At 73.7% G+C, this 21763-nt stretch carries 24 protein-coding genes; 8 read left to right on the top strand and 16 right to left on the bottom strand.

Annotation, left to right across the window (positions count from 1 at the left end; all coding sequences use genetic code 11):
- Window positions 1-18 precede the first annotated feature (18 nt).
- The gene (locus tag KIK08_RS13330) at window positions 19-663 is read right to left on the bottom strand and encodes a TetR/AcrR family transcriptional regulator (protein WP_214403432.1); all 645 of its coding nucleotides are present in this window, start codon (window positions 661-663) and stop codon (window positions 19-21) included.
- A 144-nt stretch (window positions 664-807) separates the two neighbouring features.
- Here KIK08_RS13330 and KIK08_RS13325 point away from each other — a divergent pair, with 144 nt between their 5' ends.
- Both KIK08_RS13325 and KIK08_RS13320 read left to right on the top strand, forming a co-directional pair.
- On the top strand, window positions 808-1587 hold the full coding sequence (locus KIK08_RS13325; RefSeq protein WP_214403431.1) for an SDR family oxidoreductase: 780 nt from the start codon (window positions 808-810) through the stop codon (window positions 1585-1587).
- Window positions 1584-2054, top strand: coding sequence for a nitroreductase/quinone reductase family protein (locus KIK08_RS13320; protein WP_250556925.1), 471 nt, complete (start codon window positions 1584-1586; stop codon window positions 2052-2054). The genes KIK08_RS13325 and KIK08_RS13320 overlap by 4 nt, the downstream gene beginning before the upstream one ends.
- 241 nt (window positions 2055-2295) lie before the next feature.
- Here KIK08_RS13320 and KIK08_RS13315 read toward each other — a convergent pair whose 3' ends face one another.
- The gene (locus KIK08_RS13315; RefSeq protein WP_214403430.1) at window positions 2296-3249 is read right to left on the bottom strand and encodes a helix-turn-helix domain-containing protein; all 954 of its coding nucleotides are present in this window, start codon (window positions 3247-3249) and stop codon (window positions 2296-2298) included.
- Between the two features lie 191 nt (window positions 3250-3440).
- Here KIK08_RS13315 and KIK08_RS13310 point away from each other — a divergent pair, with 191 nt between their 5' ends.
- Together KIK08_RS13310 and KIK08_RS13305 are read left to right on the top strand one after the other, a co-directional pair.
- Entirely contained in the window at window positions 3441-4247 is an 807-nt protein-coding gene (locus KIK08_RS13310; protein ID WP_214403429.1) for an alpha/beta hydrolase, read from the top strand.
- The gene (locus KIK08_RS13305) at window positions 4244-5029 is read left to right on the top strand and encodes an MBL fold metallo-hydrolase (RefSeq protein WP_214403428.1); all 786 of its coding nucleotides are present in this window, start codon (window positions 4244-4246) and stop codon (window positions 5027-5029) included. The genes KIK08_RS13310 and KIK08_RS13305 overlap by 4 nt, the downstream gene beginning before the upstream one ends.
- 117 nt (window positions 5030-5146) lie before the next feature.
- Here the strand turns inward: KIK08_RS13305 and KIK08_RS13300 are convergent, their stop codons facing one another.
- From KIK08_RS13300 to kduI, 8 genes are all read right to left on the bottom strand, one after another.
- A complete protein-coding gene (locus KIK08_RS13300; RefSeq protein ID WP_214403427.1) occupies window positions 5147-5374 on the bottom strand; it encodes a tautomerase family protein in 228 nt (75 codons plus the stop codon).
- Between the two features lie 41 nt (window positions 5375-5415).
- Complete coding sequence (locus KIK08_RS13295; RefSeq protein ID WP_214403426.1) at window positions 5416-6921, bottom strand: aldehyde dehydrogenase family protein; 1506 nt, start codon at window positions 6919-6921, stop codon at window positions 5416-5418.
- A gap of 31 nt (window positions 6922-6952) precedes the next feature.
- Window positions 6953-7951 (bottom strand): ABC transporter permease, encoded by a 999-nt coding sequence (locus KIK08_RS13290; RefSeq protein WP_214403425.1) that lies wholly within the window; start codon window positions 7949-7951, stop codon window positions 6953-6955.
- Window positions 7948-9498 (bottom strand): sugar ABC transporter ATP-binding protein, encoded by a 1551-nt coding sequence (locus KIK08_RS13285; protein ID WP_214403424.1) that lies wholly within the window; start codon window positions 9496-9498, stop codon window positions 7948-7950. Before KIK08_RS13285 ends, KIK08_RS13290 begins: the two co-directional genes overlap by 4 nt.
- Window positions 9495-10442, bottom strand: a complete 948-nt coding sequence (locus KIK08_RS13280) for an ABC transporter permease (RefSeq protein WP_214403423.1) — start codon at window positions 10440-10442, stop codon at window positions 9495-9497. The genes KIK08_RS13285 and KIK08_RS13280 overlap by 4 nt, the downstream gene beginning before the upstream one ends.
- Window positions 10443-10495: 53 nt before the next feature.
- On the bottom strand, window positions 10496-11587 hold the full coding sequence (locus KIK08_RS13275; protein WP_214403422.1) for a sugar ABC transporter substrate-binding protein: 1092 nt from the start codon (window positions 11585-11587) through the stop codon (window positions 10496-10498).
- Between the two features lie 87 nt (window positions 11588-11674).
- Complete coding sequence (locus KIK08_RS13270) at window positions 11675-12451, bottom strand: SDR family oxidoreductase (RefSeq protein ID WP_214403421.1); 777 nt, start codon at window positions 12449-12451, stop codon at window positions 11675-11677.
- A gap of 8 nt (window positions 12452-12459) precedes the next feature.
- Window positions 12460-13278: a 5-dehydro-4-deoxy-D-glucuronate isomerase gene (kduI, locus tag KIK08_RS13265; protein ID WP_214403420.1), complete on the bottom strand. Its 819-nt coding sequence runs from the start codon at window positions 13276-13278 to the stop codon at window positions 12460-12462.
- A gap of 170 nt (window positions 13279-13448) precedes the next feature.
- On the opposite strand from kduI, the gene KIK08_RS13260 reads away from it, so the two are divergent.
- Window positions 13449-14237: an IclR family transcriptional regulator gene (locus KIK08_RS13260; RefSeq protein ID WP_214403419.1), complete on the top strand. Its 789-nt coding sequence runs from the start codon at window positions 13449-13451 to the stop codon at window positions 14235-14237.
- 325 nt (window positions 14238-14562) lie between these two features.
- Window positions 14563-16608: an alpha/beta hydrolase gene (locus tag KIK08_RS13255; protein WP_214403418.1), complete on the top strand. Its 2046-nt coding sequence runs from the start codon at window positions 14563-14565 to the stop codon at window positions 16606-16608.
- Here KIK08_RS13255 and KIK08_RS13250 read toward each other — a convergent pair.
- The gene (locus KIK08_RS13250) at window positions 16553-17038 is read right to left on the bottom strand and encodes a DUF1269 domain-containing protein (RefSeq protein ID WP_214403417.1); all 486 of its coding nucleotides are present in this window, start codon (window positions 17036-17038) and stop codon (window positions 16553-16555) included. The genes KIK08_RS13255 and KIK08_RS13250 overlap by 56 nt on opposite strands.
- 252 nt (window positions 17039-17290) lie before the next feature.
- On the opposite strand from KIK08_RS13250, the gene glsA reads away from it, so the two are divergent.
- Together glsA and KIK08_RS13240 are read left to right on the top strand one after the other, a co-directional pair.
- Window positions 17291-18280, top strand: coding sequence for a glutaminase A (gene glsA, locus KIK08_RS13245; protein WP_214403416.1), 990 nt, complete (start codon window positions 17291-17293; stop codon window positions 18278-18280).
- A gap of 147 nt (window positions 18281-18427) precedes the next feature.
- The gene (locus tag KIK08_RS13240; protein ID WP_214403415.1) at window positions 18428-19120 is read left to right on the top strand and encodes a MarC family protein; all 693 of its coding nucleotides are present in this window, start codon (window positions 18428-18430) and stop codon (window positions 19118-19120) included.
- A 13-nt stretch (window positions 19121-19133) separates the two neighbouring features.
- On the opposite strand, the gene KIK08_RS41720 is transcribed toward KIK08_RS13240, so the two are convergent.
- From KIK08_RS41720 to KIK08_RS13215, 5 genes are all read right to left on the bottom strand, one after another.
- Complete coding sequence (locus KIK08_RS41720) at window positions 19134-20162, bottom strand: mechanosensitive ion channel family protein (protein WP_214403414.1); 1029 nt, start codon at window positions 20160-20162, stop codon at window positions 19134-19136.
- Entirely contained in the window at window positions 20147-20761 is a 615-nt protein-coding gene (locus tag KIK08_RS13230) for a hypothetical protein (RefSeq protein WP_214403413.1), read from the bottom strand. The genes KIK08_RS41720 and KIK08_RS13230 overlap by 16 nt, the downstream gene beginning before the upstream one ends.
- Window positions 20762-20779: 18 nt before the next feature.
- Window positions 20780-21103 (bottom strand): SHOCT domain-containing protein, encoded by a 324-nt coding sequence (locus KIK08_RS13225; protein WP_214403412.1) that lies wholly within the window; start codon window positions 21101-21103, stop codon window positions 20780-20782.
- Window positions 21100-21567, bottom strand: a complete 468-nt coding sequence (locus KIK08_RS13220) for a DUF6325 family protein (RefSeq protein ID WP_214403411.1) — start codon at window positions 21565-21567, stop codon at window positions 21100-21102. Before KIK08_RS13220 ends, KIK08_RS13225 begins: the two co-directional genes overlap by 4 nt.
- A 17-nt stretch (window positions 21568-21584) precedes the next feature.
- A partial coding sequence (locus KIK08_RS13215; protein ID WP_250556656.1) for an arginine deiminase family protein occupies window positions 21585-21763 on the bottom strand: 179 nt, incomplete at its 5' end.

The raw sequence follows: 21763 nt of genomic DNA, 5'->3' as shown, positions 1-21763 counted from the left end.
TGTCGCGGTCGGTGGGACTCAGTCGTTGGTGGACGCCCCTTGTCCGGTCGTGGCGTACCGGGCGGCGATGGTGCGGACGGCCTCGTCGACCACCTGAGCGACGCGTTCGGCACTCACCTCCCAGCCCGGCACGAGAAGTGTCGGCCAGAAGACGTAGTTCGAGATCATGCCCAGGAACTGGGTGGCTGCGAGGTCCACGTCCTCGACCCGCACCGTTCCCGCCTCGTGCTCAGCCGAAAGGTAGCTGCGTACCGACTCGAAGTAGGGCATCTTCCCGTGCGAGAACTGCGCACGGGCCAGCTCGGGGAACCGCGGCAGCTCGGCGATGACGATCCTGAACAGGTCGGTCATCTGGGCACGGCCCAGCAGTTCGGCGTAACGGCGACCGATGGTGGTCAGCCCGTCAACGACGTTGCCTGCTGGCGGAGGATTCTCCTCGTCAGCGGTCGACCAGGACTTGGTCACGATGGCGTCGAACAGGGCAGCTTTGGTCGGGAACTGCTTGAACAAGGTGGCCCGCGAAACGCCCGAGCACTCCGCGATCCGCGCCAGCGACGTCCGGTCGTAGCCCAACTCGAGAAACAGTGCGGTTGCGGCCGTCACGATCAGTTCGCGCTTCTCCTGGGCGATGCGCTGGTGGTACGTCGTCACGACCCTGCTCATGGGCCGAGCATACGAGGTGAGTGGCTTGACTCGCCACTGCCGCCGACCTAGCATCGAAGGGGATGGTGAGTCGCCCGGCTCACCACCGGCCGTCGTTCATCACCGATGACCCGGTCATCCGCGCACGTACCGAAGGAACGACTGATGCCCCGCTTCGACAACCAGACCGTGCTCGTGACCGGTGGGACCGGCGGCCAGGGCTCGAGCCACGTGCGCGCCTTCCACGCCGAGGGAGCGAACGTGGTGATCGGCGGCACCGACGCGGAACGCGGCGTCGCTCTCGCCGACGAGCTCGGGACCCGCGCTCGCTTCGCCCGCCTCGACGTCACCGACGAGAGCTCGTGGTCCGCTGCTGTGCTGGCCGCCGAGAGCGCCTTCGGCGCCCTCAATGTGCTCGTCAACAACGCGGGCGTGCAGAACCCGCCTGCAACGATCGAAAAGACGGAGCAGGCCACGTGGTCGCGCATCCTCGCCGTCAACCTCACCGGGACCTTCTTCGGCATCAAGGTCGCAGCCCCGGCTCTGCGCCGCGCAGCAGGGGGAGCCATCGTCAACATCGCCTCGACCATGGGCCTGGGCGGCACGGCTCACTACGCGCCGTACGTCGCCAGCAAATGGGGCGTGCGAGGCCTCACCCGAACGGCAGCACTCGAGCTCGGCCGCGACCACATCCGGGTGAACACCATCCACCCCGGCGTGATCGCGACCTCGTTCATCCACGAACCAGCAGCCGGCGCCGTCGCGGCGATCGCCGACTTCTACTCACCCGAGCCGTTCGCCATCCCCCGGCTCGGGGAGCCGACCGACGTCACCCGTCTCCTCATGTTCCTCACGTCATCGGACGCGTCGTTCATCACGGGGTCGGAGTACGTCATCGACGGTGGGCTCCTCCTCGGCCCCGCCCTCCAGGTCGGGACCGCATGAGCACTGCAGACACGACCGGGTTGAACGACTCAGCAGGGGATTTGTCCCACCTGCCCGGTCACATCCGACGAGCCATCGAGATCACCCCCGCCGCGGGCACCAGAGAACGGATCATCGACATCACGACGCTGGGGCGCCGCACCGGCCGAGCACGCCGCATCGAGATCTTCTTCTACCGAGCTGCGAGCAGCACCTACCTGTGCAGCGGCGCCGGCGGTGCCGCGACCGACTGGCATGCGAACCTTCTCGCCGATCCCGACTTCACCTTCCACCTCAAGAACGGGATCCGTGCGGATCTGCCTGCACGGGCCACACCAGTCACCGACCCAGCTGAACGCCAGGCCGTGCTGGCGGAGATCGTCGCGGATCTCAATCAGCCCCACGACCCCGGCACCATCCGGCCGACTCGGCTCGAAGACTGGGCCGACAGTCGGCTGATGCGCATCAGCTTCCGCCATCGGCCGTGATCGCGGATCACTCACCGAGGCCGGCGCCGGAGGGCTGGCACTGGGGCGGCCCGGGCTGCGGCCGTGCACGCCCTCGGGGGTGATCGCCCTGCCTGGACAGCCGCGCCGGTCCGACGCCCCACGACGACGGCTTCGGCCCATCGCCCTGCGCGCGCTGCGCCCCTGAGGGGCAGGTGCCCGCCCGCTCCGGCTCCACGCTGACCGATCTTCCCGCCCGCCACGACACGCGGCGGAGCGCCCGTCAGCGACGCCCGTCCGTCGCCGCGGCGAGCTGCTGCCACTCCCGCGGGCTCATGCCGTAGGCGGCGCGGAAGCGCTTCGCGAAGTGGCCGGGATCGGCGAAGCCCCACTGGCGCGCGACGCCGGCGATCGACGTGCGCCGGTCGACCGCTGTCGTCAGGGTGCGGCGCGCGCCCTCCAGCCGCTCCCGCATCAGCCATCGCCGGACGCTGAGGTTCCGCTCGGCGAAGAGCAGGTGCAGATAGCGCACGGAGATGTTGTGCTCCGCGGCGATGCGCGCCGGGTCGAGGTCGACCTCGCCCAGGTGGAGGTGCATGTAAGCGGTGATCCGGGCCGTCAACGACTCGGCCGCGGTCTGGCGCTGGTGCCGCGACTCGGCGGCCGACGCGATCAGGGCCCGGACCAGCTCCACGGTCGCGACGCCGAGCATGGCGGCGCTGGGGCCGGTCTCGACGGCGTCAGCGACCTGCCGCAGGTGACCGAGATGCGCGCGGGTCAGCTCGTGGAGCGGGCTGTTGCGCAGTCGGGGAGCCGCGGTGCGGATGACGTCGACGGGGAGCCCGAGCTGCGCGACGTCGATGTAGACGACCTGCGTGGCGCTGGCGGGCCATGCGGTGAACTCGAACGGCGAGGTCAGGTCCACCAGCTGCAGATCGCCCGTGCGCGCCGGGGGCAGGTCGCGGTGGATCAGGCTGCCGCGCCCGGTGAGCTGGATGGCCAGCGAGACCTTCTCCTCGCCTCCACCCCGCAGGTGCCGCGGCCTGCGCACCACCCGGTGCCCCGAGGACGCGACGTGCGCGAGGCGGGCGCTCGTACCCAGCTGCCAGCCGTGGATCCGGGCCCGGACCTCGCCCTGGGCCTCGATGTCGACCTGCGACGGAACCACCGTCGAGGTCATCGCGGCCCGCAGCGCATCGGCGCGGCGATCGGCGGGTATCGTGTCCGTGTCGAGCAATAGCGCCACGCTGACCCTCCGATGCCAGTGCTGTCGAGCCTAGCGGCGTCCGGTGGGCTGGTCGATCAGCCGAGAAGGTCAACGGTTCTGCACTGCCGTCCCAGAATCCTGCGCGCGCAGCCCATTCCTCCGGGTGCGGAGGATGTTTGCTTGCGATCGCAACGCCGGGAACCTGCCGAGGAGAACCAGCCATGAGCACCGCGCCCGACACGATCGTCCTCATCCACGGGTTCTGGGTGACCCCGCGCAGCTGGGAGACCTGGATCGCGCACTACGAGCAGCGCGGCTTCCGGGTCATCGCACCCGCCTACCCGGGCTTCGAGGTGGAGGTGGAGGCCCTCAACGCCGACCCCTCCCCGGTCCAGGCGGTGACGGTCCCGGCGATCGTCGAGCACCTCGAGTCGGTCGTGGGTGGCCTCGACGCACCACCCATCCTGATCGGACACTCCGCGGGCGGGGTGTTCACCCAGATCCTGCTCGACCACGGCTTCGGGGCCGCCGGGGTCGCGTTGAACTCCGCGCCCACCGAGGGCGTCCCGGTGGTGCCGCTGACCCAGATCAAGTCGACCTTCCCGGTGCTGAAGAACCCCGCGAACCGGCACAAGGCGGTCGGCTACTCGTTCGAGCAGTGGAACTACGCGTTCACCAACACCCTGCCCGAGGCCGAGGCCCACGCCCTCTACGACCGCTACGCCGTCCCGGTCTCGGGGATGATCCTCTTCGAGAGCGCGCTGGCCAACCTGACCCCCGGACACCAGGGCACCTGGGTCGACTACCACAACGACAGCCGCGCCCCGCTGCTGTTCGTCGCCGGCACCGAGGACAACATCATGCCGCCGAAGGTGCAGTGGTCCAACGCGAAGCACTACAAGTCCGACAAGACCCTCACCGAGGTCGTCGAGTTCAGCGGCAAGCCCCACCTGCTGCCGGCCGCCCCCGGCTGGGAGGACATCGCCGACTACGTCCTCGCCTGGGCCCTGCGCAACGCCAGAGGATGATCAGCCTGACGCACGTCGGCGGGCCGACCGTGCTCATCGAGGTCGACGGCTGGCGGCTGCTCACCGACCCGACCTTCGACGCCCCCGGCCGGCGCTACGACTTCGGCTGGGGGACCTCGTCGCGCAAGACCACCGGCCCCGCCGTCGCCGTCGCCGACCTCCCCCCGATCGACGCGGTGCTGCTCACCCACGACCATCACGGCGACAACCTCGACACGGCCGGGCGCGCCCTGCTCCCGTCCGCCCCCGTCGTCATCACCACCGCATCCGGGGCCGGCAGGCTCGGCGGCGGCGCACGCGGCCTGGTCCCGTGGGCCACCACCACGCTGGAGGCGCCCGGCCGTCCGACGATCGAGGTCACGGCCACCCCCTGCCGGCACGGCCCACCACTGAGCCACCCGGTCGTCGGCGACGTCGTCGGGTTCGCGCTGCGCTGGGACGGCCAGCGCCACGGTGCCCTGTGGATCTCCGGTGACACCGTGCTGTACGACGGGGTGCGGAAGGTCGCCGACCTGGTGGAGGTCGACGTCGCGATCCTGCACCTGGGCGGGGTGCGGTTCCCGCTGACCGGACCGCTTCGCTACACGATGACCGGCGCCGACGCCGTCGAACTCTGCGGACTGCTCCGTCCCCGCACCGCGGTACCCGTCCACTACGAGGGATGGCAGCACTTCCGGCAGAACCGCGCCGCCATCGAGCGCGACCTCGCCCGGGCACCGGCGGACATCGCCGGTGGCTTCCGGTGGCTCCCGCTCGGCACCCGGGTCGCTGTCGGCGGGTGAGGACGGCCTGGCCCGGCGAGAGCGACCAGACCGCTCTGGTGATCGGGATGGCCCTGGTCACGGCCATGTGGCTGGTCGGAGTGCTGGGCTGAACGGTCGCGGTCGTCGGGCGCCGGGTCAGGCCTCGTCGGCGAGGGCGGCGACCACTCCGGCGCGGCTGTCGTCCTCGCTGGCGAGCACGCCACCGTTGGCCACGACGTCCGGGGTGATCTCGGTGAAGACGATGCGGACGTCCTGGCGTCGGGCGCCGAGCAGTTCGACCGCGCTGTCGGTCACGGCCTGCACGAAGGCCCGGCGCTGGTCCAGGGTCCGGCCGCGGAGCAGTTCTACGGTGATGTTGGGCACGGGGGTCTCCTTCTCGGGTGGTGGAACGGGATCGGTGGGGGTCAGCGCAGCTCGGCGACGACCGTCTTGAGCTCGGTGTAGTCGTCGAGTCCGGACGCTCCGAGCTCGCGGCCCCACCCGGACTGCTTGAACCCGCCCCGCGGCAGCGTGACGTCGTCGGCGTGCCAGGTGTTGAGCCAGACCGTGCCGGCCCGCAGCCGCGACCCGACCCGGTGGGCCGTGCCGAGGTCGCCCGACCAGACGCCCGCGGCCAGGCCGTAGACCGTGTCGTTGGCCGCGGCGACGACCTCGTCCTCGGTGTCGAAGGGCACCGCGGTCACCACCGGCCCGAAGATCTCGTCGGTCTGCACCGCCATCCCCCCGGTCACCGACGTGAGCAGGGTCGGGGTCACGAAGTAGCCGCGGTCGCGGGCGGCCCGCGTGCTGCCCGCGCTGAGGACGGCGCCCTCCGCGACCGCGCCGCGGACACAGGACAGCACCTTCTCGTGCTGCTCCGCCGAGACGAGCGGGCCCATGTCCGAGCCCGGGTCGAAGCCGTCGCCGACCCTGATGGCCTCCGCGGCGGCCGCCACACCCTCGACGACCTCGTCGAAGACGGCCCGCTGGACGTAGAGGCGCGAGGCGTTGACGCAGCACTGCCCCTCGTTGAAGTAGCCGCCGAGGACGGCGCCGGCCACGGCGGAGTCGAGGTCGGCGTCGGCGAAGACGATGTTGGGTGCCTTGCCGCCGAGTTCGAGCGACACCTTCTTGAGGTTTCCGGCGGCCGCGGCGGCGATCTTCTTGCCGACCTCGGTGCTGCCGGTGAAGGCCACCTTGTCCACCCCGGGGTGCGCGACCAGCGCGGCGCCGGTGTCGCCGTGGCCGGTCACCACGTTGACGACCCCGGCGGGGACCCCGGCCCCGATCAGCAACTCGCCCAACCGCAGGGCGGTCAGCGGGGTCTGCTCGGCCGGCTTCAGGACCACGGTGTTGCCCGCCGCGATGGCCGGGACGACCTTGAAGCAGGCCATGAGCAGCGGGAAGTTCCACGGCACGATGCCCGCGACGACGCCGATGGGCTCCCGGCGCGTGTAGGCGTGGAACGACCGCCCGGGCACCGACACCGGGATCGTCGTGCCCTCCATCCGGGTGGCCCAGCCGGCGGCGTAGCGGAACAGCTCCGCGGCCGTGGCGACGTCGCCGTCCCGGGCCGCCCAGACCCGCTTGCCGTTGTCGAGGGCCTCCAGCTGGGCGAGCTCCTCGGCGTGGGCCTCGACCAGGTCGCCGATGCGCCACAGCAGGTGGGACCGGTCGCGCGGCGTCATCCGCGACCACGGCGAGGGCGCTTCGAACGCGGTGCGCGCCGCCGCGACCGCGCGATCGACGTCCACGGCGGACGCGTGGGCGACCCGGGCGAGCACGTCCTCGGTGGAGGGGTCGGTGGTGGCGAAGGTCCGGCCGTCCGCGGCGTCCACCCAGGCACCGTCGATGAGCAGCCGCTTGGGGGAGGACAGGAACGAGCGGACCGCGGGCAGGAGCGCGGAGCGGCCGGTGGCGACGGTGGTCATGCGGGCCTTCCTCGGTGGGGCAGCGGCTGTCTCACTTGACGACCAGCACCTTCGACCGGTCGAGGGTGAGCGCGACCGCGACGACGATGATCGCGCCGTAGAGGATCGACTCGTACGCGGCGGAGACGCCGACGGTGGACAACCCCACCCGCAGCAGCGTGACGACGAGGGCGCCGACCAGCGTCCGCCACACGCCGCCGTGCCCGCCGGTGATCGCGGTGCCGCCGACGACGATCGCGGCGACGGCGGGCAGCAGCAGGGAGTCGGCCAGCGTGGGCCCCCCGCTGAACGTGCGCGCCACCAGCAGCACGGCGGCCAGCCCGGCGCAGGCACCGGACACGGCGAACGCGCCGACCTTGACCAGGTCGACGGGGACGCCGGCCAGCCTCGCCGCGGCCTCGGAGTAGCCGGTGGCCTTGATCGCGCTGTCCAGGGGGGTGAGCGTGACCAGCAGGGCCAGCGCGGCCACCACCGCGACCGCGACGACGGCGGCCGAGGGCACGCTGCCCAGGACCCGGGTGAAGCCCCACCGGATCGAGGTGTCGTCGTCGACGGGCACCGTCGCGGCGCCGGAGACCACCAGCGCGATGGAGGAGAAGATGCTCATCCCGCCCAGCGTGACGATGAACGACGGGATGCGGAGGAACACGTGCGCGGCCCCCTGCAGCGCGCCCGCGACGGCGGCCGCGGCGACCACGGCCGGCCAGGCCAGCGCGTCGAGGCCGGGCAGCCAGAGCGCGAGCAGCACGGAGGACAGCGAGGCCAGCGCGGCGATGGACAGGTCGATGCCGCCGCAGAGGACGACGAGGGTCGCCCCGGCGGCGAGGACGGCCAGCGGCGCGGCCGCGTCGACCACCGCCATCAGGCTCGATCGGCGCAGGAAGTCGGGGTCGACCGCGGCCAGGGCGACGACCAGGACCGCCAGGGCGAGGACGGGCATCAGCGAGGTGAGCCGCTCGGTCGCGGTGGGGCCGGCCGCGACCGCGGCGGATCCCGAGGGCTCCGCGGTGCCGGCGGCGGGGGTGCTCACACCATCTCCTTGACCAGGTCCAGGGGGCTCGGCTTGCCGCCCGCGGGGCAGGGCACCTCGGTCGTGACCCGGCCGTCGCTCATCACGACCACCCGGTCGGCCATGCCGATGGCCTCCTCCAGGCTGTCGGCCAGCAGCAGCGTGGCCACGCCGTTGCCGGCCAGCTCGCGCATGAGCCGGTACACCTCCGAGCGCGCCCCGACGTCCAGGCCACGGGTGGGGTGGTCCAGCAGGAGCAGCCGGACGTCGCCGCCCACCAGCCAGCGGGCCAGCACGACCTTCTGCTGGTTGCCCCCGGAGAGGCGCCCGATGGCGGTGCGGCGCCCGGGCGTGCGGATGGAGAGCCGGCTGATCCAGCGGTCGACGACCGCGGCCTGGCGCCGCGGCACGACTACGGGTCCGGCGCAGCGCACCCCCTGCTTGGCCAGTGTCATGTTGTCGGCCACGGACATCGGCCCGACCATGCCCTCGATCTTGCGCTCGGCCGGCACGTACCCCACCCCGGCGGCGCACGCCGCGCGCGGACCGGTCAGGGCCAGCTTCCGGCCGTCGAGCAGCACCTCTCCCGCGGACGTCGCCACCGCCCCGAAGAGGGCGCGGCACAGCTCCTCGCGGCCCGAGCCGTGGACGCCGACCACGGCCACGATCTCCCCGGCGCGGACGTCGAGGTCCACGTCGCGGAACGTGGTGCCGGTCAGGCCGCGGACGGTCAGCAGCGGCTCCCGCGTCGGTGGGACGGGGGTCGCGGCGCCGCCGTGGTAGTGGTCCTCCGCGGCCGTCGACCCGATCATCATCCGGTGCAGCCGGCCCGGCTCGGCCTCGGCCGGGCGGATCTCGCCGACGGCGCGCCCCCCGCGCAGCACGTAGACGCGGTCGCAGACGTCGAGCACCTCGTCGAGGCGGTGGGAGACGAAGACGACCGATGCGAACTCCCGCAGCCGGCGCACCTGCTCGAACAGGGTCTCGATCTCGCCCGGTTCGAGCACGGACGTGGGCTCGTCGAGGATCACGACGGGGGTGTCGTGGGTGCGCTGCTCGATGCGCAGCACCTTGGCGATCTCGACCATCTGCCGCTCGGCGAAGGTGAGCGAGTCGGTGCGGGCCAGCGGGTCGATGGTGGACCCGATCTTGTCGAGCTGCTCCTGGGCGAGGCGGCGCATGGTGGCCCAGCGGTAGAACCCGTGGCGCACGCCGGGGCCCTCGCTGCCCAGGACGATGTTCTCCGCGGCGGTGAGGTTCCCGACCAGCGACTGCTCCTGGAACACCATGCCGATGCCGTGGTCGGCGGCGTCCTGGACGCTGCGCAGCCGGACGCGCTCCCCGCGCACGCGGATCTCCCCGGCGTCCGGGCGGACCAGCCCGACGAGCGCCTTGAGCAGCGTCGACTTGCCCGCGCCGTTCTCCCCGGCCAGGCCGAGCACCTCGTTGCGGCGCACCTGCAGGTCGACCCCGTCCAGCGCCCGGACCCCGGGGTAGGCCTTGACCAGGCCGCGGACCTCCAGCACCGGGGGAGCGGGCCGCACCGCGGCTCGGGGGTGCGCACTCATTTGACCACCTGGTTCCGATGGCGCAGCGGCGCGGCTGCGGCCGCCACGGCGACGACGACGATCAGGCCCTGCACCCCGCCCTGCACGTACGGGCTGACCCCGACCAGCACCAACCCGTTGGCCAGGACGGTGAGCAGGAGCACCCCCACGGTGGAGTGCAGGACCCCGCCCCGCCCGCCCACCAGCAGGGTGCCGCCGACCACGGCCGCGGTGATCGCGGAGAAGCTGTAGTCGGCCCCGGCCTGCACGACCCCCGAGCCGAGCTGGCTGGTGACCATGACCGCGCCGAGGCCGTAGAACGCGCCGGCCATGGTGAACACCGCGACCTTGTACGGCGCCACCCGGACCCCGGACAGCGCGAGCACCTCCTCCCCGCCCCCGATCGCCATGGCGTAGCGCCCGAGCCGGGTGTGGCGCTGCACCACCCAGCCGACCAGGACGCAGGCCGCGGCGATCCAGGTGAGGTGGGTGAACCCGAGGAAGCGGCCGGTCGCCCAGCCCCGCAGGCCGGCGTCGACCACCCCGGGTTGGACGCCCGCGAACAGCAGCGTCGCGATCCCGAGGCCGACCGCCGACACCCCGAGCGTGGTCATGAACGACGGCACCCGCAGCAGGACCAGCAGCAGGCCGCTCAGGCCGCCCAGCGCCGCGCCCAGCAGCACGGCGACGACGATCCCGAGGAGGCCGTGGTCCGCGCCGTTGCGGGTGTTCTCCACCAGCAGCGCCACCGTCAGCGACGACGCGGCCATCACCCCGGCCGCGGACAGGTCGATCGAGCCGAGCAGCAGCACGAACGTGGTCCCGCAGGTGACGACGGCCAGCACGGCCGCGGCGTCGAGGATGTTGGCGATGTTGCCCGGGGTGCGGAACTGCGGGGCGAGCGCGGCGAAGACCACCACCACGACGACCAGGGTGATCAGCGGGCCGGCGGCGCCGACCGACACGCCGCGGCGTCGCCGTGCGCGGGCCGGTCGGGTGTCGACCGGTGGCGCGACGGTCACGCCAGCGGCCCCGCGGTGCGGTTGAAGACGTTGGCGCACTCGAAGTCGGCGGGGTCGGTCCCGGGGTCCTGGAACTCGCTGACGTTGTCCTTCGTGATGAGGAACTGCTCGGCGTAGAACGCGCGCTGCTCGGCGGCGACGTCGGCCATGTCGAGCTCGCCGGTGGCGACGCAGTAGCCGATGGCCAGCCCGATGCCGCCCTGCCAGGGGCCGTCGCTGGAGACCGTCGCGGTCATCCGCGACTCGCCGATGGCGGTGAGGGCGTCCGGGACGGCGTCGATGCCGACCACGGCGACCTGGCCGGCGCGGCCCGCCTGCTCCAGCGCCTGCAGGGCGCCCAGCGCCATGTCGTCGTTGGCCGCCCAGATGCCCGTGACCTGGTCCCCGTGCTTGGTGAGCAGGGTCTCGGTGACGGTAAGCGCCTCGGCGCGGGAGAAGTTCGCGGACTGCTGGTCGAGCAGGGTGATCCCCGGGTTGGCGGCCAGCGCCTTCTCCAGCCCGGCGAAGCGGTCCTTCGCGGCCGCGGTGTCCAGGACGCCCTGCAGGGCGATGACGCCACCCGATCCGCCCATCGCCTCGAACAGCGACCCGGCGATCTGCTCGCCGGACTCGACGCCGTCGTAGGTGATGTGGCTGATCCAGCGGTCGTAGTCGCGCGGCTGGAGCTGGGCCGGCTTGTTCCACTGGGTCACCAGGTAGGCCCCGGCGGCGTCGGCGGCCCGGACGATCGGGGTGGTGTCGGAGTCGCCGTTGGGCAGGACGTTGAGGACCATGCACTCGGTGCGCCCGCTCGCCAGGAGCTGGCGGATCTGCTCCTGCTGCTTGGTGGACTCCCCGTCGTAGGTCAGCCGCTGCTGCTGCAGGCCGACCGAGGCCGCGAAGGTGTCCCCGCCGTCCAGCCACGACGCCTCGTACGGGTTGGACTCGTTGCGGACCTGCCCGACCAGCGTGATGTCGGCCGGGTCGCAGGTGCCGGTGTCGGCGGAGCCGCCGGCGCCGGCTTCGGGTCCGCCGCCGCAGGCGGTGACCGCCAACGCGGTCAGGCAGAGGCTGAGCAGCACGGCGGCGGGGCGGAAGGTCAAGGTCATCGTCGATCCTCGGTTTCTGGGCGCCGGGAGGTCGGGTGGGTCGGGACGTCAGGTGGGGCCGCGGGCCCCGGGGTCGGGTCGGGCGGGTCAGCGGGCCATCCAGCCGCCGTCCACGACCAGGACGTGGCCGTTGACGTAGTCGGCGGCGGGCGAGCTGAGGAACACGGCCGCACCGGCGACGTCGTCGGCGGTGCCCCAGCGGCCGGCGGGGATGCGCTCGAGGATGGCCCGCGAGCGGTCCGGGTCCTCCCGCAGCGCCGTGGTGTTGTCGGTGGCCATGTAGCCGGGGGCGATGGCGTTGACCTGCACGCCGTGCGGCCCCCACTCGTTGGCCAGGGCCCTGGTGACGCCGGCGACGCCGTGCTTGCTGGCGGCGTAGGACGCCACCCGCAGCCCGCCCTGGAACGACAGCAGGCTGGCGATGTTGACGATCTTGCCGTGGCCGCGTTCGAGCATGGGGCGGCCGATCCGCTGGGTCAGGAAGAACAGCCCGGTGAGGTTGGTGTCCAGCACCCGGGCCCACGCATCGGGGCCGACGGCGGCGGCGTCCTCCCGGTCGATGACGCCGGCGTTGTTCACCAGGACGTCGACCCGGCGGCCGGTGGCCAGCCGTTCGCCGACCGCTTCGACGGCGTCGATGTCGGCGACGTCGAGGTCGACCACCTCGACGTCGCGCCCGAGGTCGCGGGCCGCCTCCTCGGTGCAGGCCCGGTTGTCGGGCCGACCGACCAGCACCAGGTCGGCGCCGGCCCGCGCCAGGCCGAGCGCGACGGCCCGGCCGAGACCGCGCCCGGCCCCGGTCACCACGGCGCACCGGCCGTGCAGGTCGAACGGCGAGCGCGGCTCGGCCGCGGGGGTCCCCACGCCGGTGCTCACAGGTCCGTCAGCGCGACGGGGGAGAGGTCGGTGTAGTCGTTGTTCTCACCGGCCATCGCCCAGACGAACGCGTAGGGGCCCGTGCCCGCGCCGGAGTGGATGGACCAGGGCGGGGAGATGACCGCCTGCCGGTCGGCCACGACCAGGTGCCGGGTGGCGCCGGGGCGGCCGAGGAGGTGGAAGACCCGGTCGTCGGCGGCCAGGTCGACGTAGAGGTACACCTCGGTGCGCCGGTCGTGCAGGTGCGCCGGCATGGTGTTCCACACCGAGCCGTCGGCCACGACGGTCACGCCGAACTGCAGCCCCGACGTCCGCAGGTCCGCGCCCCAGGCGTAGCGGAACAGGTGGCGCTCGCTGGCGCCCCGCGCCGACCCCACGGGCACCGGCTCGACCTCGCCGTGGTCCAGCTTCGTCGTGGGGTGGGTGCTGGTGGCGGCGGCGGTGACGAAGTAGAAGGCGGCGCGCGGACCGGCGAAGCCGACCTCGCGGCCGCGCCCGACGTAGAGCCCGTCGAGGTGGCCGAGCTCGAACTTCTCGCCGTCGACCAGGACGTGCCCGGGCTCGCCGACGTTGAGGACGCCGAGCTCGCGGCGCTCCAGGTGCGAGGCCACGCCCAGGACCTCGGTCCAGGCCGGCAGGGGGAGCTGTGCGTCCCCCGGGACCGCGCCGCCGACGACCATCCGGTCGTCGTGGGTGTAGACGCCGCGGACCTCGCCGTCCCGGAACAGGTCGTCGACGAGGAAGTTCTCCCGCAACTCGGAGGTGCGGGCTGTCTCCACGCTCGACGGTGCTGCCGAGTACCGGACCTGGATCACGCGGTCTCCTCATATGTGAACTGAGATCACTCCTGTGAATCGAGGACTGTATGGATGCCTCGGAAGTCGGTCAAGAGCTTGAACCTAGTTCATGGATGTGAACGAGCGGGAGGCTACGATTCCCGTAGTGAGGCGCGGACGAGGCGCACGCACGACCGGAGGTGCCCGCGATGCAGCTGCAGGTGACGACGAACGGCACCCCCGGGGGTGCGGTCAAGTCGGCCGCCCGCGCCCTGGACCTGCTCGACGAGATCGCGGCGAACGGTCCGGGCACCCAGCTGCAGCTGTCGACCCGGCTGGGCATCCCCAAGAGCAGCCTGCACGCCCTGCTGCGGACGATGACCGACCGCGGCTGGCTGCAGACCGACCCGACCGGCAGCGTGTACCAGCTGGGGATCCGCTCGCTGGTGGCCAGCTCGGCGTACCTGGCCGGCGACCCCTTCCTGTCCCGCGCCGCGTCGGTGATGGACGAGCTCGCCGCCGTCACCGAGGAGACGGTGAACCTGGGCCGGCTCAACGGGGCGCACGTCGTCTACACCGCCAAGCGCGAGTCCGTGCACCCCCTGCGCATGCACTCCCCGGTCGGCCGGCAGCTGCCGGCGTACTCGACCGCCCTGGGCCGCGCGGTCCTGGCCGAGCAGCCGGCGACCGTCCGCGCCGGCCTCGTCCCCGACACCATCGAGGCGCTCACCGCCCACACCGTGACCGACCGGGACGCGGTGCTGGCGATCATCGACGAGGCGGCCCGGCTCGGCTACGCCGCGGAGAGCGACGAGTCCTGCGTGGGCGTGCGCTGCTTCGGCGTGGCGCTGCCCTTCGCCCGTCCCGCGATCGACGGGCTGAGCATCTCGGTGCCCAAGAGCCGCCTGGACGGTGCCCGCGAGGACTTCATCGTCGAGACGCTGCTGGGCGTGAAGGCCCGGCTGTCCCTGGAGCACGGCAACCGCACCGTCCGCTGAGCCGCACCTCCCCGGCTCAGGAGGCAATCGCTCATGGACTTCGGGGTTTCCGGCCGGAGTACCACGAGCACTACTACGGCGGCTTCGTCCGCGACCCGGACGGGAACAACGCCGAAGCGGTCTGCCACACCGCCCGCGAGGGGGACCGAGGCGCCCTCGTGCAGGGACGCCGAGCCACGCCGACCGCCCGGCGGTAGGGCCCGCCCCACCCCCGTCCACGGGCGTGCACCAGTGAACGCACTGCGCGTCCTCACGACACTCGGCTGCGTCCTGGTCGTGCGCGGAGTGGGGTGTCGTGGTGGGTGTCGTCGGCCGGTCCAGGACGGTGGCTCTGGTCGCGATCGGGCTCGCGACGGCCGGCCTCGTCGGTCTGGCCCTGCCGCACGACACCCGGATCGCCGTGCCCGCGGGGGCCCGGGCGGGCGAGCTCGATCTGCGCGCCTGCACGTACGCCACGGAGGCCGGCGACCTCGCCGCCGACTGCGGGGATCTGGTCGTCCCGGAGAACCGGGACGACCCCGGTAGCCGCCTGATCGCGTTGCCGGTCGTGCGGGTCCGGGCGACCGGCGCCGACGTGGCGGAGCCGATCTTCCGGCTCGCCGGCGGCCCCGGCCGGACCAACATGGTGTTCCCGATGGCCAGTCGGCTGGCCGAGCACCACGACATCGTGCTCGTCGGGTACCGCGGGATCGACGGCTCCAGCGTCCTGGACTGCGCGGAGGTGGTGTCGGCGTTGCGCGGCGCGGCCGACCTGGTGGGGGAGGAGGCGGCGCGCCGCGCGGCCGAGGCGTTCGCCGCGTGCGCGCGCCGGTTGACCGGTGCGGGCGTCGACCTGGCCGGCTACACGCTGACCCAGCGCGTCGACGACCTGGAGGACGCCCGCCGCGCTCTCGGCTACCCGCGGATCGACCTGCTCAGCCAGAGCGCGGGCACCCGCACGGCGATGATCTACTCGTGGCGGCGGCCGGAAGCGCTGCACCGCTCGGCGATGATCGGGGTGAACCCGCCCGGTCACTTCCTGTGGGACCCGACGGTCACCGACGCCCAGATCGCCCGCTACGCCGAGCTCTGCCGGCAGGACGCCGGCTGCGCGTCCCGCACCGACGACCTCGCCGCCACCCTGCGCGCCACCGCGGGCGAGGTCCCGGACCGCTGGGGGGCGCTGCCGGTCAAGGACGGGGCTGTGCGCGCGGCGACGTTGTGGGGTCTGTTCGACACCACCTCGTCGGCGGCCCCGCTGAACGCCCCCGCCGTCCTGGACGCCTGGTTGACCGCCGCCGAGGGCGACCCGAGCGGCCTGTGGGCGGTCTCGCTGATGGCCGAGCTGGTCTTCCCCGGGTCCTTCGTGTGGGGGGAGGCGGCGGCGACGGGTCTGATCGACGCCGCCGTCGTCGACGCCTACTACGCCGCGGGCGGCGACCCCGGCACGATCCTCGGCGGTGCCGCCGCCGACTTCCTGCTGGCCGGCGGCCTGCTGACCGACGTGTGGCCGGTGCCCCCCGATGCCGTCGCGTACCGCGAGCCGCGGCCGAGCCCGGTGCGGACCCTGCTGGTCGGCGGCGAGCTGGACTTCTCGACGCCGCCGGGCCACGCCGCCGCTGAGCTGCTGCCGACCCTGCCGAACGGCGAGCAGGTCGTGCTGGCCGGGTTCGGGCACGTCGGCGACTTCTGGCGGGAGCAGCCCGGGGCCGGCCGCGCGCTGCTCACCACCTTCTTCGACACCGGCGTCGTCGACGACTCCGGCTACCGCCCCCGCCAGGTGGGCTTCGACCCGGGGGCGCTGAGCCTGCCCGCGCTGGCCCGGGTGCTGGTCGGGGTCCTCATCGGGGCGGCGGTGCTGGCCGTCGCGCTGATCGGGTGGATGGCCCGCCGGGTGCGGCGGGGCGGGTTCGGCCCGCGGACGTCGGTGGCGATGCGGATCGTCGCCCCGGTGGTGCTGGGCCTCGGGACGTGGGCGGCGGCCCTGCTGGTCACGGCGAGCCTGTGGCCGGCGACCTTCCTCGGCAGCCCGTCGATCGCCGTCCCGGCCATGGGGGTCGCCGCCGGGGTCGGCGTCCACCTGGCCGCCGCCCGTCGCGGCCGTCCCCGCCGCGCGGGCCTGCCCGTGCTCGCGGCGGCCCTGGTCGGGTCGGGGCTCGGCGCGCTGGTCACCGACGGCTTCCCGGCCGCCATGACCGCCCTGGCCGGCGCGACGCTGGCCGCCAACCTCGCCCTGACCGTGCTCGACGTGGCGCGGGACCGCCGAGCGGGCCCGGTCCCCGGGGCACCGCCTCGGATCAGCGGTCCCACCGAGCCCGTCGCGGTAGCCGGCCGGTCTACTCCGCGAACGCCTCGCGCAGCGTCTTCTCCTGCTCGGTGGACAGGTTGGTGAACATCAGGTGCGGGGCCTGGCCCTCGAACGCCGCGCTGACCTTGTCCAGCACCGCGCCGGAGGTCAGCACGAACAGCGCCGACGTGCCCGGGGTGACCTCGTCACGGGTCCGTTTGATGAAGTCGTCGTCGATGCCGACGTCGCTGAGGGCGCCGGTGAGCGCCCCCGCCGCCGCCCCGATCGCGACGCCGAGCAGCGGCACGAAGAACAGCAGCCCGAACAGCAGGCCCCAGAAGGCCCCGCCGAGCGCGCCCGAGGCCGCCAGGTCGTTCAGCTGGCGCGTCCGGGGCTTCTTCGCCCCCTTCGGCCAGGACACCGTGGCCGCGTCGTAGACCGTGATCAGCTGCTTGCTGGCCAGGTCCTCGAGCGTCGCGACGGCCTTGTCGGCGCCCTCCTCCGAGTCGAACCGCCACACGGTCAGCGTCCCCATGCTCGCTCCTCGCTCCGGGCACCCCGGTCGGCGCCGGTCCCCGATGCTGGTCGGGGCGCCGCGACCGGGCCTCGTCCAGGGGAGGTGAGATGCGTTCCCGGTGCGGGTGGGCCGGGCCCGGCGGGCCACGGTGCCGACCGGTCCGCGCGGGGACGAGCGGGGCCCGGGCGGGTGCTGGACCCGGCGCCGGCGCCGCGACCTCGGGCCGCGCGGGGGATCCGCGCGGGCCGGGTTGGGCACTACAACGGGCCGGTGATCCCCGAGTCCGCGAGAGCCCCGGTCTTCGTCTCGACCGGCTCGCTGCCCCCACCGCCGTCGGTGCGCGCGATGGTGGCCGAGTCCTGCCGGCTGGCCCGCGGCGTCGGTGGCGGCACCGTGTCGACGGTGTACCCGGCGCTGGCGCGGGCGCACCCCGACCTGCTCGGCGTGGCCGTGTCCTCGGTCGACGGGCAGGTCTACACCGCCGGTGACGCCCGCCTGCCGTTCACGATCATGAGCGTGGCCAAGCCGTTCGTGTTCGCGCTCGCCTGCCGCGCGGTCGGTACCGCGACGGCGGTGGAGCGGATCGGCGTCAACGCGACGGGCCTGGCGTTCGACTCGGCGGCGGCCGTGCGGCGCGGACCGGGGGGCCGGACCAACCCGATGGTGAACCCCGGCGCGATCGTGGCCACCGGCCTGATCCCCGGGGCGACGTTCGAGTCCCGCTGGTGCGCGCTGCAGGAGGGGTTGTCGGCCTTCGCCGGGCGCGACCTCGTGCTCGACGAGGCCGTGCACCGCTCGGCCACCGCGAGCAACCACCACAACCGGGCGCTCGGTCGGCTGCTGCACGAGATCGGCGTCCTGGAGTGCGACCCGGAGGAGGCGGTGGAGCTCTACACCCGCCAGAGCTGCCTCGCGGTGACCGCCACCGACATCGCCCTGATGGGCGCCACCCTCGCCGACGGCGGCGTGCAGCCGCGCACCGGTGAGCTCGTGGTGCCGCCGGCGGCGTGCCGGGCGGCACTCGCGGCGATGACCACGGCCGGGCTCTACGAGGTCTCCGGCGAGTGGCTGCACGACATCGGCCTGCCCGGCAAGAGCGGCATCGGCGGCGGGATGGTCACGGTCGCCCCGGGCAAGGGGGCACTCGGGACGTTCGCCCCGCCCCTGGACGGCGCGGGCAACAGCGTGCGCGGCCGGGTGGTCGCGGAGTTCCTGTCCCGCACCCTCGGGCTCGACCTGTTCGCCTCCCGGCCGGTGTGACCGCCGGCGGAGCCGACGGATCGCGGCCATCTCATCCGCGGCGGACGAGGCTGCCCGCGCCGACCGCGCGGACCCTTGTGCCTGCCTGCCCGCCGGTGACGGCGTCAGTTGCTCGGCAACCCGATCCGACGGACGACGGAGGCCGCGATGGACCTGTTCGAGCAACCGCTGCTGCTGTTCCTGGCGCTGTTCGCGCTCTACAGCCCGATCGCCGCGCTCCCCTCGTACTTCCCGATCGTCGGCCGCCTCGGCCGCAGCGACCAGCGGCGGCTGGCGATCGGGCTGTTCGTCAACGTGGCGATCTTCGCCATGGTCGCACTCTGGCTCGGCGAGCCGCTCCTGGAGCTGCTGGGCGTCAGCACCGCGGCGCTCACCACCACCGGCGGGATCGCGCTGCTCTACGAGGGCGTGGCGCTCATGCGCGGGACCGCCGAGCACCCGACGGTGGACCCGGAGGACCTGCCGAAGAAGCCCGTCGACGCCCCCGGCGCGGCCAGCATCGCGCCGGCCGAGACGGGCCTGTGGCGCGAGTACATGTTCGTGCCGATCACGTTCCCGTTGACCGTCGGCGGCACCACGTTCGCGTTCTTCGTCGCGTTCCGGGCCGAGGCGGACACGACCCTGGACGTCGTGGGCCTGTCGGTCGCGGGCCTGCTCTACGCCGCCGTCACCGCGATCACCCTCTACGCCTCGGCGTTCGTGCACCAGCGCGTGTCGGCGTCGACGGCGTCGTTCCTGGACAAGGTCGCCGGGATCCTGCTCACCGCGATCGCGGTGACGATCCTGGCCAGCGGCGGGACCCGGCTGGTGGTCGAGGTGCTGGAGGGGCTCGGCCGCTGACCGGCGGGGGGCACTAGTCCGCGGGGGGCACCGGGGCGGTCCGCCGCACCCGGACCGCGAGCTCCCGGGCGCCTAGGTCGACGCCGTGGGACCGGAACGAGTCGGCGATGCCCTCCAGCAGCGCCCGCTGGAGCCCGAACTGGCGGCCGGCGAGGGTCTTGACGAGCAGTCGCAGCGTGACACCGTCGGCGCTCAGCGCCTCGACGCCGAGCACCTCCGGCGGTTCGAGCACCTCCTGGTCGAACGGTGCCGTCGCGGCGACCTCGGTGGCGACCGCGGTCAGCAGGGCGCGGGCCGCGGCCAGGTCGGTGCCGTGGGCGACGGTGATGTCCAGCATCGCGGCCGACCAGACCTGCGAGTGGTTGCCGACCCGGTTGATCTCGCCGTTGCGGACGTGCCACACGGTGCCGTCGAGGTCGCGCAGGACGGTCTCGCGCAGGGTCATCCGCTCGACGACGCCGACCCCGTCGCCGAGGTCGACCTCGTCGCCGATCGCGAAGTGGTCCTCCAGCAGGATGAAGACCCCGGCCAGCAGGTCGCGGATCAGGCTCTGGGCGCCGAACGCGATCGCCACCCCGGCCAGGCCCGCGCTGGCCAGGATCGGTCCGACGTCCAGGCCGAGGATGCCCGCGGCCGCGATCACGGTCACGACCCACACCAGGGCGCTCAGCGTGCTGGACACCGCGGTGGCGACCGCACGGGCGCGTTCGGAGCGGCGGGCCTCGTCCCACGGCAGGTGTCCGTCCGCGCTCGCCTGTGCTGCCGACGTGGTGGCCCGGCGCAGGACCGGGGCCTGGGCGAGGATGCGGTTCACCCCGCGGCCGACGAGCCTGCGGATGAGCCAGCGCAGGGCCCAGCCCGCCAGCAGCACGGCGCCGATCGCGATCGGGCGGCCGAGCAGCCAGTCCGCGACCGCGGCGGCGGTGGCGTCGCCCCCGGTCAGGTCGTAGACCCAGGAGCAGACGATCCGGGTCCGCGGGCCGCAGATCCCCTCCGGCGGCGGCCCGACCGCGGCGACCGGGGCGATCAGCCCGCGGGCCACGGACCGGGCGCGTGGGTCCGGTCGCGCTGGGTGGTGAACCCCGCCCAGGCGAGCGCCAGCAGCGCGGCGAGCGCGACCAGGCTCTCCACCCAGGTCGCCGGGCTGCGGAGGAACCCGAGGAAGGCCGGTCCGGCCTCGACGACGCCGCGGACGACGAGCGCGGCCCCGGCGAGGGCGCTGACCGCGCGCAGCAACGGGCCCCGCACGTGCAGCACCACGGCCCCGCAGAGCAGGGCGACGGCCAGGACCACCAGCACGACCAGGCCCGGATGCCAGGACGTGCCCCGCGGGAGGGTGCGGTACCCGGCCGCGGCGACGACGCCACCGGCCAGCGCGCCCACGATGAACAGGCCGGTCCGGAGCAGCAGCGCCACCGCCAGGACCCCGCCGATCGCCGCCCCGATCCCCACGACGACCGCGACGACCGCCCCGCCGCCGAGCGCGGCGGCCAGGCCCGACCCGAGCCCGAACCCGGCGCACGCGCCGACCAGCTTCAGCGACCGGACCCCGATGAAGCAGAGCAGCATGCCGGCCAGCAGCGAGGCGACGCCGAGCCCGGCCAGGTCGGCCGCGGGTGCGGCCGGGACCGTCGACAGCATGGGGGCGTCCCTTCCGGTTCAGCTGCCGAGCAGCCGGGACTTCTGCTGGGCGAACTCGCCCTCGGTCAGCAGTCCGGCCTGCTTGAGCTCGGCGAGCTTGAGCAACTGGGCGTGCAGGTCGTCGACCGACACCGCGGCCCGGGGCGGAGCCGGCGGCGTGGGCGGAGGCAGGGGCGGAGGCACGGGCGCGGGTGGGGGTGCGGGTGGGGGTGCGGAGAGCCGCTCCTGCATGCTCGCGACCCGCCCGGAGACCGCGGTGGCGGTCCCGGCGACGACGGCGGTGCGGGCCACGGTGGCCAGCAGGCCCGGGCCGCCGCGCCCACGACCGAATCGGCGCCTCATGCGTGCACCCCTTCCGGGTCGGCCGCGCGCAGTGCCCGCTCGACGTCCTCGGGTGGGATCCGGTCGTGGGCCAGTACGGTCCCGCCGGCCCGGCGGACCTGCTCGGCGAACGCCCCGGCCCACCGGTTCTCCCAGACCAGCACCAGCGTCGTGGTGTCCGGCCGCAGGCTCTCGGCGATCCCGCGCAGGTCGCCGTCGCTGAGCACCTGCAGGATCTCGCCGTCGACGCCCTCGAAGCCCGCCCTGATGTCGGGGCCCTCCTCGTCGAGCTCGGCCCCGGTGACGGTGCCGTCGGGCGCCTTGTGGACGACCGCGGCGTCGAGCACGCGCACGGTCCCGGTGTCGACCAGCGCGGCCAGTGGCGGCACGACCCCCGGGTCGAGCGCGCCGCCGGCGAAGGTGATCGCGATCCACTCGACCGGGCCGGCGGGCCCGGGCGTCGACGGACCGGGTGTCGTCGTCATCCCCGCTCCCCGGCCGCTCAGTAGTCGACGGCGTCGCGGGTGATCGGGCAGGTCATGCAGTGCCCGCCGCCCCGGCCCCGGCCCAGTTCGGCACCGACGATGGTGATGACCTCGATGCCGGCCTTGCGCAACAGCGAGTTGGTGTAGGTGTTGCGGTCGTAGGCGAACACCACACCCGGCTCCACCGCGACCAGGT

The sequence above is a fragment of the Pseudonocardia lacus genome, assembly GCF_018531445.1.
Lineage (GTDB): Bacteria > Actinomycetota > Actinomycetes > Mycobacteriales > Pseudonocardiaceae > Pseudonocardia > Pseudonocardia lacus.
The sequence above is the reverse complement of the archived record's forward strand: the minus strand, read 5'-3'. Positions and strand labels throughout refer to the sequence as shown.

Bases quoted from the DNA above. Each gene is read 5' to 3' on its own strand.
- KIK08_RS13330 (WP_214403432.1), bottom strand. From the start codon at position 663: ATGAGCAGGGTCGTGACGACGTACCACCAGCGCATCGCCCAGGAGAAG.
- KIK08_RS13325 (WP_214403431.1), top strand. From the start codon at position 808: ATGCCCCGCTTCGACAACCAGACCGTGCTCGTGACCGGTGGGACCGGC.
- KIK08_RS13320 (WP_250556925.1), top strand. From the start codon at position 1,584: ATGAGCACTGCAGACACGACCGGGTTGAACGACTCAGCAGGGGATTTG.
- KIK08_RS13310 (WP_214403429.1), top strand. From the start codon at position 3,441: ATGAGCACCGCGCCCGACACGATCGTCCTCATCCACGGGTTCTGGGTG.
- KIK08_RS13305 (WP_214403428.1), top strand. From the start codon at position 4,244: ATGATCAGCCTGACGCACGTCGGCGGGCCGACCGTGCTCATCGAGGTC.
- KIK08_RS13295 (WP_214403426.1), bottom strand. From the start codon at position 6,921: ATGACCACCGTCGCCACCGGCCGCTCCGCGCTCCTGCCCGCGGTCCGC.
- KIK08_RS13285 (WP_214403424.1), bottom strand. From the start codon at position 9,498: ATGAGTGCGCACCCCCGAGCCGCGGTGCGGCCCGCTCCCCCGGTGCTG.
- KIK08_RS13275 (WP_214403422.1), bottom strand. From the start codon at position 11,587: ATGACCTTGACCTTCCGCCCCGCCGCCGTGCTGCTCAGCCTCTGCCTG.
- KIK08_RS13260 (WP_214403419.1), top strand. From the start codon at position 13,449: ATGCAGCTGCAGGTGACGACGAACGGCACCCCCGGGGGTGCGGTCAAG.
- KIK08_RS13250 (WP_214403417.1), bottom strand. From the start codon at position 17,038: ATGGGGACGCTGACCGTGTGGCGGTTCGACTCGGAGGAGGGCGCCGAC.
- KIK08_RS13240 (WP_214403415.1), top strand. From the start codon at position 18,428: ATGGACCTGTTCGAGCAACCGCTGCTGCTGTTCCTGGCGCTGTTCGCG.
- KIK08_RS13230 (WP_214403413.1), bottom strand. From the start codon at position 20,761: ATGCTGTCGACGGTCCCGGCCGCACCCGCGGCCGACCTGGCCGGGCTC.
- KIK08_RS13225 (WP_214403412.1), bottom strand. From the start codon at position 21,103: ATGAGGCGCCGATTCGGTCGTGGGCGCGGCGGCCCGGGCCTGCTGGCC.
- KIK08_RS13220 (WP_214403411.1), bottom strand. From the start codon at position 21,567: ATGACGACGACACCCGGTCCGTCGACGCCCGGGCCCGCCGGCCCGGTC.